Origin of the sequence: Lentimicrobium saccharophilum, from assembly GCF_001192835.1 — a bacterium.
Classification (GTDB): domain Bacteria; phylum Bacteroidota; class Bacteroidia; order Bacteroidales; family Lentimicrobiaceae; genus Lentimicrobium; species Lentimicrobium saccharophilum.
On the sequence record NZ_DF968182.1, the window covers coordinates 1,118,968 to 1,136,484 of the forward strand.

Here is a 17,517-nt window from a genome sequence, read left to right on the forward strand (position 1 = left end):
GGTCGTCGCCAACCTTATAACACAAAGGCTATCCGAAAGGGTAGCCTTTTGTGGTTTATGGTGGTTCTATTCGGGGAATATGCGACCTGCCAGATTAATGTATTGATCCATGGCTAAAATAAACATGCGACTCCTCCGGAGTTGGGAAATCCGGAGACGAGCCGAGGTTTCTATAAGCATACCAATCCTCCGGAGTCGTCAGACGGATATAGTTCTCCGCGCCTGAAAATATTTGATTCCCGTATAGATTCATTGAACATTCGGTTATTGTAAACAGCGGCGCACCAACAAAACGGCAATTTTATGACTCCGGAGGAGTCAAACGTGTATAGCACGGAAGATGCCACAAAGAAATTACGACTCCGGAGGAGTCGAATGTCCTCAGCCCAAGTGCATTCCACCTGCCAACCGTATAAAACCGGCCGGAAATTTTCATGCCGCATATCCTCCTTGATTGTCGGCTCTGATACAATCAACAAAATTTATAATCTCCCCCCTCCCCTTTCAGAAAATAAAAACTACTTTAGACATATAAAACCAACCACCATGAATCTTTCATTTCTGTCAATGCGTGTTAAATCTTTCCGATGCGCCACATCGGGGATCATTCAGGCAACCAAAACTGAATTAAATCTCCGAATTCATTTTGCAGCTGTTACCGCGGTTACAGCCGCTGGTTTTATTCTCGGACTCAGTCAGCAGGAATGGATCGCCATCCTGCTTCTTTTTGCACTGGTTATTTCGTTGGAATTAATTAATACCTCATTTGAGAAACTATGTGATGTTATTGATCCGGAATACAACAATCCTGTCAAGAAAATCAAAGATATTGCCGCAGGTGCAGTTTTGTGGTCTACGGTTATTGCCGTAATCGCCGGAATCATTATTTTTGCACCTAAACTTCTGATCATCTTTAAATAGGCTGATCATATTATTTAAATTCTTTCAATTACATGATGCTGATTGCAGACAGTGGTTCCACCAAAACAGACTGGTGTATTATTGACAAATACGGGGATAAAAAAGTCGTCCAGACCATAGGCATAAATCCCTATCATATGAATTCCGCTGCCATCAGGGAAGTTCTGGATAAGGAGCTCTATCCTTTCATGAACCCGGAATCAATAAATGAGATATTTTTCTACGGATCCGGATGTTCAACCGATCAGAAGTGCAGAACTGTTGACAATGTTCTGAGAGACTTTTTCAAAAAGGCTTCTGTTGAAGTAAACCACGACCTGCTTGGGGCAGCCCGTGCTTTGTGTGACCACAAACCCGGCATTGCCTGTATTCTGGGCACGGGTTCCAACTCCTGTTTTTTCGATGGAAAAGAAATCACACAAAATGCCGTATCCCTTGGTTTTGTGCTGGGGGATGAAGGTAGTGGTGCCCATCTGGGTAAGCAACTGATCGTTGATTATTTTCACAACAACCTGCCGCCTGAACTCCATGCCCTGATCAATGAAGAATTCCGGCTCAGCCTGGAATCAACACTCGACGCAATCTACAACCAACCCAGGCCCAACCGTTTCCTGGCATCTTTCAGCCCTTTTATATTTAAGCATAAGGAGCATCCTTATTTCAGGGAACTTATCATTAAAAGTTTCGATGAATTTTTCAGAATCAGTGTAAGCAAATATGAGGAGTATAATTCTGTAGATGTTAACTTCCTCGGTTCAATTGCCTTCTTCTTCAGTGACCTGCTGCATATCTCTGCAGAAAAATTCGGGATCAGAATCGGGACCATCAGCCGTTCAGCCATAGACGGATTAAGTTTGTACCACATTTCTGAAAATTAAATCATTGATATACATGGAACGTTCTAAAAAGTTCATAACCTCCATTATTTTATCTCTTACATTACTATCATGTATCACAGCCTCCGGCCAGAATAAAAAGGCCGGCGAACTGGATAAATACTTCGAAAATGCCCTTATAAAGTGGAGAGTTCCCGGCATGGCTGTCGGCATCATCAAGGACAATCAGGTGTTTCTGCTTAAAGGATATGGCGTCCGCGAAACCGGAAAACAGGATGCTGTTGATGAAAATACCCTGTTCGCCGTTGCTTCAAATACCAAATCATTTACGTCAACCGCCCTGGGCATGCTGGTAGATGAAGGGAAAATAAGCTGGGATGATAAGGTTACGGACCACCTCCCCTGGTTTCGGCTTTATGATCCTTATGTAACCATGAACATCACCATCAGGGACCTGCTGACACATCGTACAGGTCTCGAAACCTTCAGCGGAGACCTGATCTGGTATGGCAGTACCCATTCCCGCGAGGAAGTAGTCAGACGTGCTTCCAATCTGAAACCCACCCATGGTTTCAGAGCAGGATACGGTTACTCAAATATTATGTATCTCGCAGCAGGACTGATCATTGAAAAAGTCAGCGGGTTAAGATGGGACGATTTTATCAGCCAGAGAATATTCGGGCCACTCGGCATGAATTCCTCAAATACCAGTATAACCAGGCTGGATTTGAATGGTAATACTGCTATCCCGCACAATGACGCGGATAATGAAGTAATCCCTATCAAATACCTGAATTGGGACAATATAGGGCCGGCAGGATCAATCAATTCCTCTGCATCGGACATGTTGAAATGGATAAGATTTCAGCTGGAAAAAGGCAAAATAAACGGACAACCGCTGATAAGTGAGAAAGCACTGCGCGAAATATGGTCCCCCCAGATTATGCAGAAGGTTTCACCATTCTCTGAGAAAAACTGGCCCTCCACACATTTCAAAAGCTACGGAATGGGCTGGTCGTTAATGGATTATCATGGAAAGAAAATCATTTCTCATTCAGGAGGGTATGATGGATTTATTTCATTTTCTGCTTTTGTTCCTGAGGCTGATCTCGGGTATGTAATCCTGACAAACAAAAACTCAAGCCTCTACTTGCCGCTTTCGTACCGCATTCTCGACTATTTCCTTTCAGATGAGCGAACTGACTGGAGCGAAAAAATCTTCGAACTGATCGAACAGGGGAATGCCGCTGAAAAGAAAAAATCAGAAGAAGAAATTGCCGGACGGATTACAGGAACATCCCCTGCCCTGCCTTTATCGCAATACTGCGGAACCTATACCAGCGAAATATATGGTGATGCGGAAGTTCAACTGAAAGATGATCAACTTTATCTGATTTTTAAACATACTCCGATTTTCCACAGCCCGCTCGAACACTGGCATTACAATACTTTTACCCTGAAATTTCCAGAAGTACCCTCATTACCTCAGGGTAAAGCCGCATTTATCCTGAACAGGGATAACCAGATTGACAGAATGTTGATAGACGTTCCAAATCCTGATTTTGACTTTACCGAACTTGATTTTATCCGGCAACAACAGGATTAATGAATGCTTTGAAAATTTGCTGAATCCGCTTCATTCCGGATCTGAAGAGCACTCTTAAAAAGCAGTGCATCAGAGTTTATACAATACCTTAACCCTGTCGGGGGCGGTCCGTCATTAAACACATGTCCTAGATGCCCCCCGCACTTTGAACAAACAACCTCCGTCCGTACCATTCCAAAACTCAGGTCTGTATGCTCCTCTACATTTTGCTTTGCGGCGGGTTCACTGAAACTTGGCCATCCGCAACCCGCATCAAACTTGGTTCCTGAATCAAACAGCTCATTGCCGCATCCTGCACAGTAGTACTTTCCTTCCACAAATAACTGGTCATATAAACCGCTTCCCGGACGCTCTGTTCCCTTTTTCCTGAGTATATAGTATTGCTCCGGCGTTAAGACTTCCTTCCATTCTTCATCAGTTTTAACAACTTTTTCCGGTAGCTGAATCTTACCCTCTTTCATTTTAGCAGTTTTTTGTGTTTCATGTTTACATGCATTGAAACCCACCATCATTAAAATGACCAGATAAAAGTTTAATAGATTTTTTTTCATGATCAGAAAATATCAGGGTTCATTGAAAAAACAATTCATCATCCGGCTTTGTTTGCCGGATCATCATAAAGAATAACAATCCCTGACGTCCAGAATAAAAATTCATCGCATTATTGCAGAAATTAAACATGAATAGCTAAATTTACACTGAAAAGAGACTGTGGGTCTTGCCGTTCAGCATAAATCCACTTTCAGTGAATGACGGATGGAAAAAATGTCCGGTTAATTCTCATTTGGTCAATTCATCGTTGATCAGGTAAATCAGCAAAGACCCGCAGACTCAATCAGGATCCCGGAGACTGCCAGATCCCCGGGAATCGTAAAGATTATTTATTAATGCATTATCAATATAAAAAGAACAATATTGATTTTTTTATTCCCGAAAGGGAACCTGATTCCCCGGCCGGAAATAAAATTTAGTTTTCACCGTGTAAAATTTGAGCGTATGGATTGGCTTTGGATCACACTTGGAGTTGTTTTAATTATTGCAGGCCTGGCTGGTTGTATCATTCCCCTGATACCAGGCCCTCCGCTCAGTTATCTTGGTTTGGTAATAATTCAGTTTGCACTTAATGAACCTTTTACGTACCGCTTTATGGTAATCTGGCTGCTGATAACGATCGGTGTCACACTGCTTGATTACTATGTTCCAATCTGGGGTACAAAGAAATTCGGCGGAAGCCGGAGTGGTATCTGGGGGGCTACCTTTGGGTTGCTGATCGGAATTTTCTTTTTCCCACCATTCGGGATGATTGCCGGACCCTTTATAGGAGCAGTGATTGGAGAACTGATCATCGGTAAGGACTCTGCAACGGCCATCAGGTCGGGATTTGGTTCGTTTATCGGTTTTATCGCGGGAACAGTAATGAAGCTCGCCGTTTCATTTATTATGGCATTTTACTTCTTCAAAGCGATCATCTGAATCTATGATCAAAATCAGCGATCCCCGCAAATTACTGAATATCAGTTATCAGACCAGGGCACTCATTATTAAAATGCTTTCGGCGGCAGGCTCAGGTCATACTGGTGGATCCCTTGGGCTGGCAGATATTTTTACCTGTCTTTATTTCAACGAACTAAATCATAATCCTGAAAATCCTGTCTGGCCAGATCGTGACAGGGTGATTCTTTCTATCGGGCATGTTGCACCGGTTTTTTATGCGACCCTTTCTCAAGCCGGTTATTTTGATAAATCAGAGTTGTTTACACTGCGCAAACTCGGATCAAGGCTGCAGGGGCATCCGGGTATGGATTGGGGACTCCCCGGAATCGAAACATCCTCCGGATCTCTGGGACAAGGTTTGTCCATCGCCACAGGTATGGCAATCGTTGCAAAAAAAAGTTTGCCGGATATCAGGGTGTTCAGTATTCACGGCGACGGGGAGTTGCAGGAGGGACAAATATGGGAAGCCGCGATGGCTGCTGTACACTACAACCTTGATAACATTACCGCCATTGTTGACCTGAACGGAGTTCAGATTGACGGCCCGACATCGGCAGTAATGCAATTGAACCCACTGTCAGAAAAATGGCGGGCATTTGGCTGGAATGTTATCAATTGCGATGGTCACGACATTCCCGGAATCCTGGCTGCATTCAGAAAGGCACGGTTGTGTTCAGGCAAGCCCTCGGTTATCCTTGCCGAAACAATCATGGGGAAAGGTGTTAAAACCATAGAAAACGACCACCGCTGGCATGGCCGGGCTCCCTCACCCGCCGAAGCCATTGAGTTCCTTTGTCAGATAGATGAAATTTACCGTATTGAACTAGCCAAAATCAAAACTGTCAATGATGTTTAACAACAGGGGAAATCGTTCGACCAGAGAAGGATTCGGAGAAGGACTACTCGAAGCCGGCCGGATGAATCCTAACGTTTTTGCCCTAGGTGCAGACATCACCGTTTCGACAGGTGTCAATCTCTTTGCCGGGGCATTTCCTGAAAACTTCATCTCCCTGGGCATTGCAGAGCAAAATTGTGCGGGTGTTGCTGCAGGTATGGCTTTGATGGGTAAAATTCCGGTTTTCACAACTTATGCCGTTTTCTCAGCCATACGTGCTACCGATCAGGTCAGGATTTCCATTTGTTACAACAATCTTCATGTAATGATCGGTGGAGCACATGCCGGCATCTCTGTTGGTCCTGATGGAGCCACTCACCAGGCTCTTGAAGATATCGCTGTGATGCGGTGCCTTCCGAATATGACAGTAATATCCCCCTGCGATGCCACACAGGCTGCAATTCTCACCCGTAAAGCCATTCTTGAAGAAAAAGGCCCGGTTTACCTGAGGTTTGGCCGCGAAGCAGTTGCCGATTTCACCCCTCCGGAGCTTGAGACCCAAATAGGTAAAGCGCAAATGCTTCAACCAGGAAACCACCTCACCCTGATCGCGACAGGACATATGGTGTGGGAAGCACTGAAAGCTGCAGAAATACTATCCCTCAAAGGCATCAACGCCAGGGTTATCAACATGCATACGATCAAACCGATCGACGCCGATGCCATCCTGGAAGCAGCAAAAGAGACCCGGTTGATCATCAGCATAGAAGAGCACCAGGTTACCGGCGGACTGGGAAGTGCCATCGCTGAGGTGTTGGTCGGAAACTGCCCGGTGAGAATGGAGAGAATCGGAATCCCTGATTGCTTCGGTGAATCAGGAAAACCCGAAGAACTACTTGATAAATACGGACTTACCGCCGATAAAATCGCCAGGAAAGCCGAATCCATCTTCCGGGCTAAACAGATTTCATCCTGAATCCCTCGGGATATTCAATGTCTTCAAGAAACAGCCCATGGGCCGGAACCGATTCGCCGGCGTCAGAGCGACTCCCGTTCAGGATCAGATCCCGGAAACCGGTTTCATCCATTTTCCCCTTACCCACTTCAATCAGAGTTCCGGTTATTGCCCTTACCATATTCCTCAGGAACCTGTTGGCTTTTATATGATAAATCAGTAAACCGGGCTCTTCAATAAAATATGATTCGGATATATGACAAATAGTTGAACCGGTTTCGGAACCCTTTTTCGAAAAACATGAAAACTCAGTGTATTCAGGCAATAATGAGGCGATGTGTTTCATGGCCTCAAGATTGAGTTTCCCTTCATATCTCCATGAAAAATCCGCCAAAAACGGGTTCTTTTTTCTGCTCAGGTAATATCTGTATGTTCTGGAAACCGCAGAAAATCGGGCATGAATTCCAGCCTCCACCGGAAAAATCTGAAACAAAGCAACTGAAGGAGGGAGCACCCTGTTCATCCGGTAAACCAACTCCTTTAATTCATCCGCATGAAACCTGTGCTGAAAACCAAAATGGGCATAGTAATTCCGCGCATGAACTCCTGTATCGGTGCGACCGGCTCCTGTAACCGATATTTTTTCCCTGAGAAGCATTGACAGCGTTGATTCCAGGGATTGCTGCACCGAGGGAGATGCGGGCTGAACCTGCCATCCGTTAAATTCTTTGCCATTATATGCCAGATGAATAAAATACCTGAAACTGTCCATCGGGATAAAAGTACAAAATACAACCATACTTCCATGGTAGTCTGAACGAATCAAAAATTGAATTATCTGAATTTAGAATAGTTATAAATTAAGTAAAACATGCGAAAAAAGGACACTGTTGTTAATTAATTCACAAAAGAATTTCTACTTTTGAGGTGAATTGTTAATCAATTCACAAGTCACACTCAATCTACTAATCAACAAAGTATTTTATCAACTAAAGTCGGAGGATTAAATGTTAACAACAGAAGCACTCGTAAAAGAGCTGGTTGAAAAAAACGGCAGAACCCGAAACAGCCTGATGCCGGTATTGCAGGGCATCGTGCAACAGGAACACTTCCTGTCGGAAGAAGCTTTACTGTGCGTTGCCAGGGAACTCGATCTTGCAGCAGCAGATGTATACGGTACAGCCTCTTTTTACACGTTTCTCGACACTGTGCCGAGGGGAAAAAACATTATCAGGGTTTGCAAGACCATCACCTGCCACATGAAAGGCAAGGATGAAATCATCAACACACTGAGCAACGCACTTAAAATCAAGGTAGGTGAAACAACCCATGACAAGAAATTTACACTTTTGACCGCCAATTGCCTGGGATGGTGTCACAAGGGACCAGTTATGCTGATCAACGATGAGGTTTATCCTGAACTTACGCCTCAGAAGGCTCTTGAAATTGTTGAAGAGTACGCCAAAAGCACTCACTAAACCCAAATGGTCACAAACAAAAACAATATCCAAATGGAAAACAATCTTAAAAAAGTTGATATAATATTCGAGGTCGACGACAAATGCACTCCGCTCGAAGTACTTGATAAAACGCTTAAAAGATCAGCAGATGATATTATCCTGGATCTGATCGACAGCGGTCTTAAAGGTCGTGGAGGCGCCGGATTTCCAACCGGACTCAAATGGAAATTCACCAGGAATGAATCAGGTGATGTAAAATATGTTATTTGCAATGCCGATGAGGGAGAACCGGGAACATTTAAAGACCGCGAGATCCTCGACCGCGTACCGGAAAAGATTTTCGCCGGTATGACTATCTGCGGCTATGTTATAGGGGCCAAGGAAGGTTACATCTACCTCAGGGGAGAATATAACTTCCTGTTGAAGAACCTGTTGAAGAAACTTGAGGACTTCAACAATGCGTTGAAAAAACGCAACATAGATTTCAGGATCTATTTCAAGTCCGGCTCGGGCGCATATGTTTGCGGAGAAGAAAGTGCGTTGTTCGAATCCATGGAAGGGAAGCGCGGCGAGCCCCGCAACAAGCCCCCCTACCCGACCGTTGCAGGTTACAACAGCAAACCTACCGTCATCAACAACGTAGAAACCCTTGTTTATACCACGATGATCTGCCACATGGGTCCTGAAAAATTCAAGGCCCTGGGAACCAGCGACTCCAGAGGGTCAAAAGTATTTTCCGTTTCAGGTGACACGCCGATTCCGGGAATCTACGAGCTGGAACTTGGCATGCCCCTGCATGAATTTGTGAATGAATTCGGTGATGGCGATACCAAAGCTGTTCAGGTAGGAGGCGCATCCGGTCACTGTGTACCTAGGAAGAAGTTCAATGATACAATCATTGGTTTCGAAGGGATACCCACCGGAGGCTCCATGATGATTTTCAACAGTTCACGTTCAATGTATAACGTTCTTCATGATTACCTGGAATTCTTCACCGAAGAGTCATGCGGGCAATGTACCCCCTGCCGGGTTGGTTGCCAGCAACTGCTTAAGGGAATAGAAGCGGTAAAACGTGGGGAACGCCCGCCTGCTTACCTCGATGACCTGAAAAAGCTGACAGGGACCATGAAAATCGCTGCGAAATGCGGTCTTGGTCAATCGGTTGGCAATCCCTTCAATTCGATTATTGACAATTTCAGGGAAGAGATTATTTACTAAGTCAAAGGAAAAAAGTACAAAGTAAAGGGCAATGATAACCTCAGGCAATATGTACCGGAGGATATAAACCCCAAAGAACCAAAAAGCAAGCGAAACCATGAGCAAATACCTTGTTAACCTTAAGATAAACAACATGCCCATAGCGGTGGAAGAGGGCACAACCATTCTTGAGGCAGCTAAAAAGCTGAATTTCAGAATCCCCACCTTATGTAATCATCCTGACCTTACTGTCGCCGGCAACTGCCGCGTTTGTGTGGTTGAAGTCAAGGGCGCCAGATTGCTGGCTGCCGCTTGTGCCACACCGGTTTCCGAAGGCATGGAAGTATTTACCAACAGTGAGAAAGTAAGGGTTTCACGGAAACACATCGTTGAACTCCTGCTTTCAGAACACAATGCAGATTGCACCAAATGTTTTAAAAACGGGCATTGCGAACTGCAGGACCTGGCCAGCGAATACCGTATAGGCGATCACGTATTTCTCGATCTCGTAAAACCGGAGAGTCTGATTCAGGATATTTCATCTCCCTCCATCGTAAAAGATGACAGCAAATGCATCCGCTGCCAGCGCTGTGTCAGAACCTGCGCCGAACTGCAGGGTGTAAGTGCACTTGCGGTAGTGAATAAGGGAGATCACCAGAAAATATCGACCTTCCTGAACAAACCGATGCACGAGGTGGTATGTACCAACTGCGGTCAATGTATCAACAGATGCCCGACAGGCGCACTTACAGAACGCAATTACATTGAAGAAGTCTGGAATGCCATCTACGATCCCTCAAAATTTGTGGTGGTTCAGACAGCCCCTGCTACCCGCATCGCCCTTGGAGAAGACCTCGGCATCCCGGTTGGTGAAAGAGTAACCGGCAAGATGGTTGCATCACTCAAGAAACTAGGTTTCAATAAAGTGCTGGATACCGATTTTACCGCCGACCTCACCATTATGGAAGAGGGAACCGAACTGCTTACCCGCCTGAAACGCGCACTGGTCGATAAAGACGAGAAAGTTGTCCTGCCTATGATGACTTCCTGTTCCCCAGGATGGATCAAATTCCAGGAGCACATGTATTCGGACATGCTCGACAACCTGTCTACCTGCAAATCGCCGCAACAAATGTTCGGTGCAGTTGCCAAAACCTACTATGCCGATAAGATCAATATTAAAGCACAGGATATGGTTGTTGTCTCGATCATGCCCTGCGTAGCCAAAAAGTTTGAATGCGAAAGACCGGAAATGCGCGACAGCGGATATCAGGATGTTGATTATGTATTGACTACCAGGGAACTTGCGATGATGATCAAACAGGCAGGTATTGATTTCAACAAGCTGGAAGATGAGCATTACGACAGTATCCTGGGAGAATCATCCGGAGCTGCTGTTATCTTCGGCGCTACCGGCGGTGTAATGGAAGCAGCTTTGCGAACTGCCTATGAAATTGTTACCGGACGTGAAGTTCCGTTCACTAATCTGAACATTCAACCGGTCCGCGGTATGGAAGGCATCAAGGATGCCACCATCAAGATCAAGAATGTAAAACCCGAATGGAGCTTCCTTGAAGGGGTTGACCTTCACGTTGCAATCGCGCACGGACTTGCGAATGCAAGACAACTGATGGAAAAAGTGAGAAAAGGGGAAGCAGCCTATCACTTTATTGAAGTGATGGGATGTCCCGGCGGTTGTCTGGGCGGCGGAGGCCAACCCATTCCCACGTCACCTGAAATCCGCAAGAAACGCTCTGAAGCAATTTACCAGGAAGATGAAGATATGCCTATCCGCAAGTCTCATGAGAATCCTGAAATTGTGGAAATCTACAAGGAATTCCTTGGCGAACCTCTGAGTCATAAATCTCATGACTTGTTGCACACACACTATAAACCAAGGAAGAGATACTAATCCTTGATGATTTTCCGGCAAAGAGGATGGCTAATGGCCGTCCTCTTGGCATTTTCAGAATTTTAAATTGCACTGTTTAAGTATTTGTTTGCGTGCATCTTAAAGACCCTTGTTTAGAATAAAAATAAATTCATTGTTATTTTTATAACAATGTGAATTTATTCACAATAAAATTTGTTTGGCATGATTAAACTATTTAATTTTGCCGCTCCATTTGTAAGAAGTTTGTGACCCCACACCGAAAGGTGCTTAATTTTAAAATGAATGAAAATCAAAGAGGTTGTCGAATTACTGAATGCCAGGGTTGTTTCAGGACAAGACCAGCTTGATGCTGAAGTGGAATATGCATTTGCATCCGACCTGATGAGTGATGTGCTCACCATTGAAACGGATAATCTGCTTTTACTTACAGGGCTTGCAAACCTGCAAACCATCCGGACTGCTGAGATGTCTGACATCAGCAAAATAATTTTTGTCAGAAAGAAAAAGGCAACCGATGAAATGATCCGACTGGCCGCTGAGAATGATATGATACTGATTGAGTGTGACTACTCCATGTTCAAATCCAGCGGAATCCTGTTCAAATCCGGTGTAAAGCCGGTATATTAAAAATAACCGTGATGCATTTCGAGTTTCATGTAGAGGGAGGTAACTTTTCCAAAGCGGGATCGGCATCCAGCCAGTTGAAGAAAATTCTGAAACAGCTGAATGTTGATCCAAGGGTCATTAAAAGGGTGGTAGTCGCCCTTTATGAGGCTGAAGTAAACATTGTGGCCCATGCTTACCAGGGAACTATTTACATTAACATCGACACAGAAAAGATCGAAATCAGACTGATTGACGAAGGACCGGGGATAGAGGACATAGAACTTGCCATGCAGCAGGGCTATTCAACTGCCTCGCCTGAAGTGCGTGAAATGGGTTTTGGGGCCGGTATGGGCCTTCCGAACATTAAAAACAACAGCGACCGGATGTCAGTTACCTCACAGGTTGGAAAAGGCACCACTGTTGAAATTATTACATTTCTGAACAACTAATTGATCAAAACAATGGAATCAGCTATTTTTCACCATGCACTCAAGATCAGGGAAGATCTGTGTATCGGCTGTTCCCATTGTATGAATGTGTGTCCTACTGAAGCGATCAGGGTAAAAAACGGGAAATCATATCTTATTGAGAACCGTTGTGTTGATTGCGGTGAATGCTTCAGGGTTTGCCCTGTAAGTGCCATAATCATTGATCATGATGACTTCAACTACATCTTTGACTACAAATACCGCGTTGCACTTGTTCCATCGGTATTTACCGGTCAGTTCCCTGAAGACATTTCACTGCGCCAGATACACAGTGTACTCCTTGAACTTGGATTTACACACGTTTATGAGGTCGAAAACGGTGTTGAAATCCTTACAGAAGCGATAAACACCTTTGCAGGCAAAGTCTCTGACAAAAAACCATTGATTTCTTCTTTCTGTCCTGCTATTGTGAGGCTTATCCAGGTGAAGTTTCCTGCCCTGGCCGACCACATCATGCTGCTGAAGCCTCCGTTGGATGTATCAGCATTACATATCCGGCATGAATTTGAGAAGCAGGGAATTCCTCTGGAAGAAACCGGCATTTTCTATGTGACGCCATGCGCGGCAAAAATAGCTGCCATCAAAGATCCGGTCGGAGAAAAGGCTTCGCCCATCACGGGTGTAATCAACATGGACATTCTTTTCAGCAAGGTATTCCGCCAGGTAAAGCAACGCAATCTGCAAAGCTGCGCCCTGCCTGTCGGCAGCAAACTGTCAAAAAAAGCTACCTGCTGGTCGCTCACCAATGGTGAAGCCCCCTATGCAAAAGGAAGATCGCTGGCCATTGACGAAATTCACAATGTAATCGAGTTCCTGGAACGGCTCGAAAATGAGGAAGTTTCCGATATCGATTTCCTTGAGCTCAGGGCCTGCGATGAAAGTTGCGCAGGTGGGGTACTTACCATTGCCAATCGTTTTCTGACTGCTGAGCGTTTGAGAAATCACACCGATGAATATCATCCCGAAAAAGATTTTAACCATCCGGATGCGATAAATCCAATAGATGAAAACAGGGATTTTCTCCTGAACAATATCGGCATTGGTGAAATCAAGCCCCGGTCGATGATGAAACTGGATGAAAATATGGCAGAGGCAATGCGGAAAATGGAAAAAGTAAACCGCATCATGCAACTATTGCCAATGGTGGATTGCGGCATCTGCGGAGCTCCCAGTTGCCAGGCGCTTGCCCAGGACATTGCCCAGGGAAATGCAACCATTAATTATTGTATATTTATTCAAAAAATACTTGAACAAAAGGGTGAACTCAGCCTGGAAGAAAGCATCAAAATAATGCAGGACATCTGGGGATTCGGGAAAACCAACAAATACCGGGACCTGAAAGGAATCTGAATATGAAAGTGAGAGAAGTTGCGGAAAAACTGGGGCTGACTGTAATCAGTGGTGCTGCCGGACTTGACAATGAGATCAATGAAGGATATTCATCCGACTTGTTAAGCGATGTCATGGGCAGCGCCGGATCAGGCGACATCTGGATTACACTTCAGACCCATAAAAATGTGATGGCAATCGCATCCCTGAAAGACCTTGCAGCCGTAATCCTGGTGAAGGGATTTGCCCCTGATCCTGACATGGCTGAACAGAGCGACGAAGAAAGTATTCCGGTGCTCGGTACCAGCGAGGACACATTTACAATCAACGGCAGATTGTATAATCTGTTAAAACAATGAACCTGAATACAAGATGAAGGAATTCAGCGCCGACCTTCACATTCATACTGTACTTTCGACTTGCGGCAGCCTTGAAATGAGCCCGCGAAACATTGTACGGAAGGCCCTGGAAGAAAAACTTGACATCATCGGAATCACTGACCACAATTCCACCCGGCAATGCCGGGAAGTATGCAGAGAGGCATCAAAGGCAGGCATCACTGTATACACCGGAGTTGAGGTAACCACAAAAGAAGAAGTTCACTGCCTGGCGTTCTTTGAAACATTTGACATTCTGGATGCATTTCAGGAATACCTTAACCGTTATTTGCCTGACATCATGAATCATCCTAACCTGTTTGGATACCAGGTTGTTGTTGATGAAGAGGAAAATATATGTTATGAAGAGCCAAAACTGCTGATATCTGCAATTTCGCAAAGCATTAGCCAGGTTGAAGTTGCGGTACACCAAATGGGCGGACTGTTTATTCCCGCTCACATCGACCGGCAGAAGTTCAGCCTTACGAGTCAGCTTGGCTTTGTCCCGCCCGATTTGAATGCAGACGCCTTTGAATTGTCGAAAAACACATCCATTGAAGACTTTCTGAAAAAATTCCCCTATCTGCGCGGAAAAACTTTTATCAGGAACTCTGATGCCCATCAGCCGGAAGTGATCGGGAGTATTCGCACCCGGCTCCGGATGGAAAATACCGGTTTTAATGAATTCCGTAAAGCGCTGCAGGCAAAAGAAGGAAGAGAGGTGGTGGTATGATGAAGGATTTTGCCATGCACATCATGGACATAGCGCAGAACTCAGTTTCTTCCGGTGCTACTGAAATAGATCTGCTGATTGAGGAATCCGTTGCAAATGACCGGCTCATGATGATCATCAGGGACAACGGAAAAGGGATACCTGCCGACATGATCGGAAAAGTGACCGATCCTTTTGTAACCAGTCGTAAAACCCGAAAGGTCGGGCTTGGGCTTCCGTTACTCAAACAACATGCGGATTCCACAGGAGGTGGATTAGCCATAGAATCAGGAAGTGGAAAAGGCACGACGGTAACGGCAACATTCGGCCTTTCGCATCTTGACCGGCAACCCTTCGGCGATATTGCCGGAACCGTTGTTCTGCTGGCAGCTGCAAATCCGGAAATCAGGTTTATTTACGAACACAGAACCCCTTCGGGGATGTACCGTTTTGATACAGCTGAAGTAAATGAAATGCTAGAAGGAATGTCAATATCAGAAGCTCCGGTAATCCGGTTTCTGAAAGAAATGATCAGCGAAAATCTGAAAGAAATAAAGATTTCAGGATAATAAACAACACACAAACAAAATTTTAAACATGGGACAAGTAAAATCACTGGCTGACCTGCGGAAGATCAAAGAAGAACTGCAGGGGAAAATGAGCCTCAGGGAGAAGAGCAACAACCCTGAAAGCCTGGTACAGGTGAAGGTTGCCATGGCTACCTGTGGAATTGCTTCAGGAGCCAAACAGGTAATGGATTTCTTTATTGAAGAATTTGACAAGAGAAACATCCAGGCAGTAGTTACCCAAACAGGTTGCATGGGTTATTGTTTTGCAGAACCTACCGTTGAAGTTACCCTTCCGGGAAAAGAACCCGTTGTTTTCGGCTATGTGGATACCAGGAAAGCCGATGATATCATTGAAAAATATGTAAAAAACGGTGAACTCGTTGAGGGTATCATTCCTGTTAATTATGAAACCATTGAAAAGAAATAAGGAGGAGCGGTAATGGCAAAATATAAAATGCATGTTTTGGTCTGCGGTGGCACAGGGTGTCATGCTTCGGAAAGCGACACGCTGCTCGATAACCTGAAAACCATTGTTGCCGATAAAGGTCTTGACAATGAGGTTCAGGTGATTGCGACAGGATGTTTCGGCTTTTGCGAGAAAGGTCCCATCGTAAAAATCATGCCCGACAACACATTCTACACCCAGGTGAGTCCTGCAGATGCACGGGAGATTGTAGAAGAACATCTGATCAAGGGGCGTAAGGTGAACCGCCTGCTCTATGTTGACCCCGAAAACAAGGAGCATATTTCTGATTCCAAACACATGGGCTTCTATAAGAAGCAGCTCAGGATCGCCCTGCGCAACTGCGGTTTTATAGATCCGGAAAATATTGATGAATACATTTCACGTGACGGCTATGAGGCCCTGGCCAAATGTCTGACCGAAATGACTCCGCAGCAGGTAATTGAGGAGATGAAGAAGTCGGGTTTGCGTGGACGCGGAGGCGGAGGTTTCTCCACGGGCCTGAAATGGGAAATCACCAGCAAATCAGTATCAGATATAAAATACGTTGTATGCAATGCCGATGAAGGAGACCCGGGCGCATTCATGGACCGTTCCATTCTGGAAGGTGACCCCCACTCCGTTATTGAGGCAATGGCCATCTGCGGCTATTGTATCGGTGCATCATACGGACTGGTATACATCCGGGCTGAATACCCGCTAGCCATCGACCGCCTGAAAACAGCCATTAACCAGGCAAGGGAATATGGACTTCTTGGAAATGATATCCTTGGCACCGGCTTTGCCTTTGACATTGAACTTCGTTATGGCGCCGGCGCTTTTGTCTGCGGCGAAGAAACTGCACTGATCCATTCAATGGAGGGACTCAGGGGCGAGCCCACCGTTAAGCCTCCGTTTCCATCTGTTTCAGGATATTATGAAAAACCGACTAACGTCAACAACGTTGAAACATTTGCCAACGTGCCCGTTATCATCAACAAAGGTGCAGACTGGTTTGCAAGCATCGGAACCGAGAAATCAAAGGGCACCAAGGTATTCGCCCTTGCCGGAAAGATCAACAATGTGGGACTGATAGAAGTTCCCATGGGCACCACTCTTCGCGAAGTAATCTATGAGATTGGCGGCGGTATCAAAGACGGCAAAAAATTCAAGGCTGTTCAAACCGGAGGACCATCAGGCGGATGCCTTACCGAGAAACACCTTGACACCCCAATTGATTATGACAACCTGCTCGCCAGCGGCTCAATGATGGGCTCCGGTGGTATGATTGTGATGGATGAGGACGACTGCATGGTTTCTATGGCGAAGTTCTACCTTGACTTCACTGTTGAAGAATCATGCGGAAAATGTTCACCCTGCCGGATTGGTAACAAGAGGCTTTATGAAATTCTCGATAAAATCACTCAGGGGAAAGGGACCCGCGATGACATCGACAGCCTAAGGAATCTCAGCTATGTGATCAAAGACACTGCGCTCTGTGGGCTGGGACAGACCTCTCCCAACCCGGTACTTTCCACCATCGACAATTTCTGGGATGAATATATTGAACATGTTACTGACAAGAAATGTCGTTCGGGCCAATGCAAAGCCTTGTTACAATATTACATTGATCCGGAAAATTGCGTTGGTTGTACAGCATGCGCCCGTAATTGCCCCGTCAATGCAATTTCAGGCGAGCGGAAAGGCATTCATGTAATTGACCAGGCTACCTGTATCAAATGCGGCGCTTGTCTTGAAAAGTGCAAATTCAATGCTGTGTTTATCAAATAATACCC

The 17,517-nt window shown here is 45.3% G+C and carries 19 protein-coding genes; 17 read left to right on the forward strand and 2 right to left on the reverse strand.

Annotation, left to right across the window (positions count from 1 at the left end; all coding sequences use genetic code 11):
- The first annotated feature begins 303 nt into the window (after positions 1-303).
- The 3 genes from TBC1_RS17760 to TBC1_RS04030 are packed head-to-tail and all read left to right on the forward strand — an operon-like array spanning position 304 to position 3,363.
- Positions 304-921, forward strand: coding sequence for a diacylglycerol kinase family protein (locus TBC1_RS17760; RefSeq protein WP_137305417.1), 618 nt, complete (start codon positions 304-306; stop codon positions 919-921).
- A 32-nt stretch (positions 922-953) separates the two neighbouring features.
- The gene (locus TBC1_RS04025) at positions 954-1,799 is read left to right on the forward strand and encodes a hypothetical protein (protein ID WP_062038862.1); all 846 of its coding nucleotides are present in this window, start codon (positions 954-956) and stop codon (positions 1,797-1,799) included.
- A 13-nt stretch (positions 1,800-1,812) separates the two neighbouring features.
- Positions 1,813-3,363, forward strand: a complete 1,551-nt coding sequence (locus TBC1_RS04030; protein WP_062038865.1) for a serine hydrolase — start codon at positions 1,813-1,815, stop codon at positions 3,361-3,363.
- Here the strand turns inward: TBC1_RS04030 and msrB are convergent.
- On the reverse strand, positions 3,360-3,914 hold the full coding sequence (gene msrB, locus TBC1_RS04035) for a peptide-methionine (R)-S-oxide reductase MsrB (RefSeq protein ID WP_236695635.1): 555 nt from the start codon (positions 3,912-3,914) through the stop codon (positions 3,360-3,362). The two genes, TBC1_RS04030 and msrB, sit on opposite strands and share 4 nt — an antisense overlap.
- Positions 3,915-4,359: 445 nt before the next feature.
- Between msrB and TBC1_RS04040 the strand changes: the two genes are divergently transcribed.
- From TBC1_RS04040 to TBC1_RS04050, 3 genes are read left to right on the forward strand one after another with little or no spacing between them, the layout of a single operon-like run.
- Positions 4,360-4,836, forward strand: coding sequence for a DUF456 domain-containing protein (locus TBC1_RS04040; RefSeq protein WP_062038868.1), 477 nt, complete (start codon positions 4,360-4,362; stop codon positions 4,834-4,836).
- 4 nt (positions 4,837-4,840) lie between these two features.
- Positions 4,841-5,713, forward strand: a complete 873-nt coding sequence (locus tag TBC1_RS04045) for a transketolase (RefSeq protein WP_062038871.1) — start codon at positions 4,841-4,843, stop codon at positions 5,711-5,713.
- Entirely contained in the window at positions 5,703-6,668 is a 966-nt protein-coding gene (locus tag TBC1_RS04050) for a transketolase family protein (RefSeq protein WP_062038874.1), read from the forward strand. Before TBC1_RS04045 ends, TBC1_RS04050 begins: the two co-directional genes overlap by 11 nt.
- Here TBC1_RS04050 and truA read toward each other — a convergent pair.
- Entirely contained in the window at positions 6,649-7,473 is an 825-nt protein-coding gene (truA, locus tag TBC1_RS04055; protein ID WP_236695636.1) for a tRNA pseudouridine(38-40) synthase TruA, read from the reverse strand. The two genes, TBC1_RS04050 and truA, sit on opposite strands and share 20 nt — an antisense overlap.
- Positions 7,474-7,654: 181 nt before the next feature.
- Between truA and TBC1_RS04060 the strand changes: the two genes are divergently transcribed.
- From TBC1_RS04060 to TBC1_RS04110, 11 genes are all read left to right on the forward strand, one after another.
- On the forward strand, positions 7,655-8,125 hold the full coding sequence (locus TBC1_RS04060) for an NADH-quinone oxidoreductase subunit NuoE family protein (protein WP_062038878.1): 471 nt from the start codon (positions 7,655-7,657) through the stop codon (positions 8,123-8,125).
- Between the two features lie 33 nt (positions 8,126-8,158).
- Positions 8,159-9,325, forward strand: a complete 1,167-nt coding sequence (locus TBC1_RS04065) for an NADH-ubiquinone oxidoreductase-F iron-sulfur binding region domain-containing protein (RefSeq protein WP_062042743.1) — start codon at positions 8,159-8,161, stop codon at positions 9,323-9,325.
- 97 nt (positions 9,326-9,422) lie between these two features.
- On the forward strand, positions 9,423-11,216 hold the full coding sequence (locus TBC1_RS04070) for an NADH-dependent [FeFe] hydrogenase, group A6 (protein ID WP_062038881.1): 1,794 nt from the start codon (positions 9,423-9,425) through the stop codon (positions 11,214-11,216).
- A 264-nt stretch (positions 11,217-11,480) separates the two neighbouring features.
- Positions 11,481-11,825, forward strand: coding sequence for a hypothetical protein (locus TBC1_RS04075; protein WP_062038884.1), 345 nt, complete (start codon positions 11,481-11,483; stop codon positions 11,823-11,825).
- Between the two features lie 11 nt (positions 11,826-11,836).
- Complete coding sequence (locus TBC1_RS04080) at positions 11,837-12,253, forward strand: ATP-binding protein (RefSeq protein WP_062038887.1); 417 nt, start codon at positions 11,837-11,839, stop codon at positions 12,251-12,253.
- A gap of 12 nt (positions 12,254-12,265) precedes the next feature.
- A complete protein-coding gene (locus TBC1_RS04085; RefSeq protein WP_062042746.1) occupies positions 12,266-13,642 on the forward strand; it encodes a [Fe-Fe] hydrogenase large subunit C-terminal domain-containing protein in 1,377 nt (458 codons plus the stop codon).
- A gap of 2 nt (positions 13,643-13,644) precedes the next feature.
- A complete protein-coding gene (locus TBC1_RS04090) occupies positions 13,645-13,980 on the forward strand; it encodes a DRTGG domain-containing protein (protein ID WP_062038890.1) in 336 nt (111 codons plus the stop codon).
- A 13-nt stretch (positions 13,981-13,993) separates the two neighbouring features.
- Positions 13,994-14,731 carry a PHP domain-containing protein gene (locus tag TBC1_RS04095; RefSeq protein WP_062038893.1) on the forward strand — a complete coding sequence of 246 codons (738 nt, stop codon included), beginning with the start codon at positions 13,994-13,996 and terminating at the stop codon, positions 14,729-14,731.
- A complete protein-coding gene (locus TBC1_RS04100; protein ID WP_236695637.1) occupies positions 14,728-15,279 on the forward strand; it encodes an ATP-binding protein in 552 nt (183 codons plus the stop codon). Before TBC1_RS04095 ends, TBC1_RS04100 begins: the two co-directional genes overlap by 4 nt.
- 28 nt (positions 15,280-15,307) lie before the next feature.
- The gene (locus TBC1_RS04105) at positions 15,308-15,706 is read left to right on the forward strand and encodes a (2Fe-2S) ferredoxin domain-containing protein (RefSeq protein WP_062038896.1); all 399 of its coding nucleotides are present in this window, start codon (positions 15,308-15,310) and stop codon (positions 15,704-15,706) included.
- A gap of 12 nt (positions 15,707-15,718) precedes the next feature.
- Positions 15,719-17,512: an NADH-quinone oxidoreductase subunit NuoF gene (locus TBC1_RS04110; RefSeq protein ID WP_062038899.1), complete on the forward strand. Its 1,794-nt coding sequence runs from the start codon at positions 15,719-15,721 to the stop codon at positions 17,510-17,512.
- The last annotated feature ends 5 nt before the right edge of the window (positions 17,513-17,517 follow it).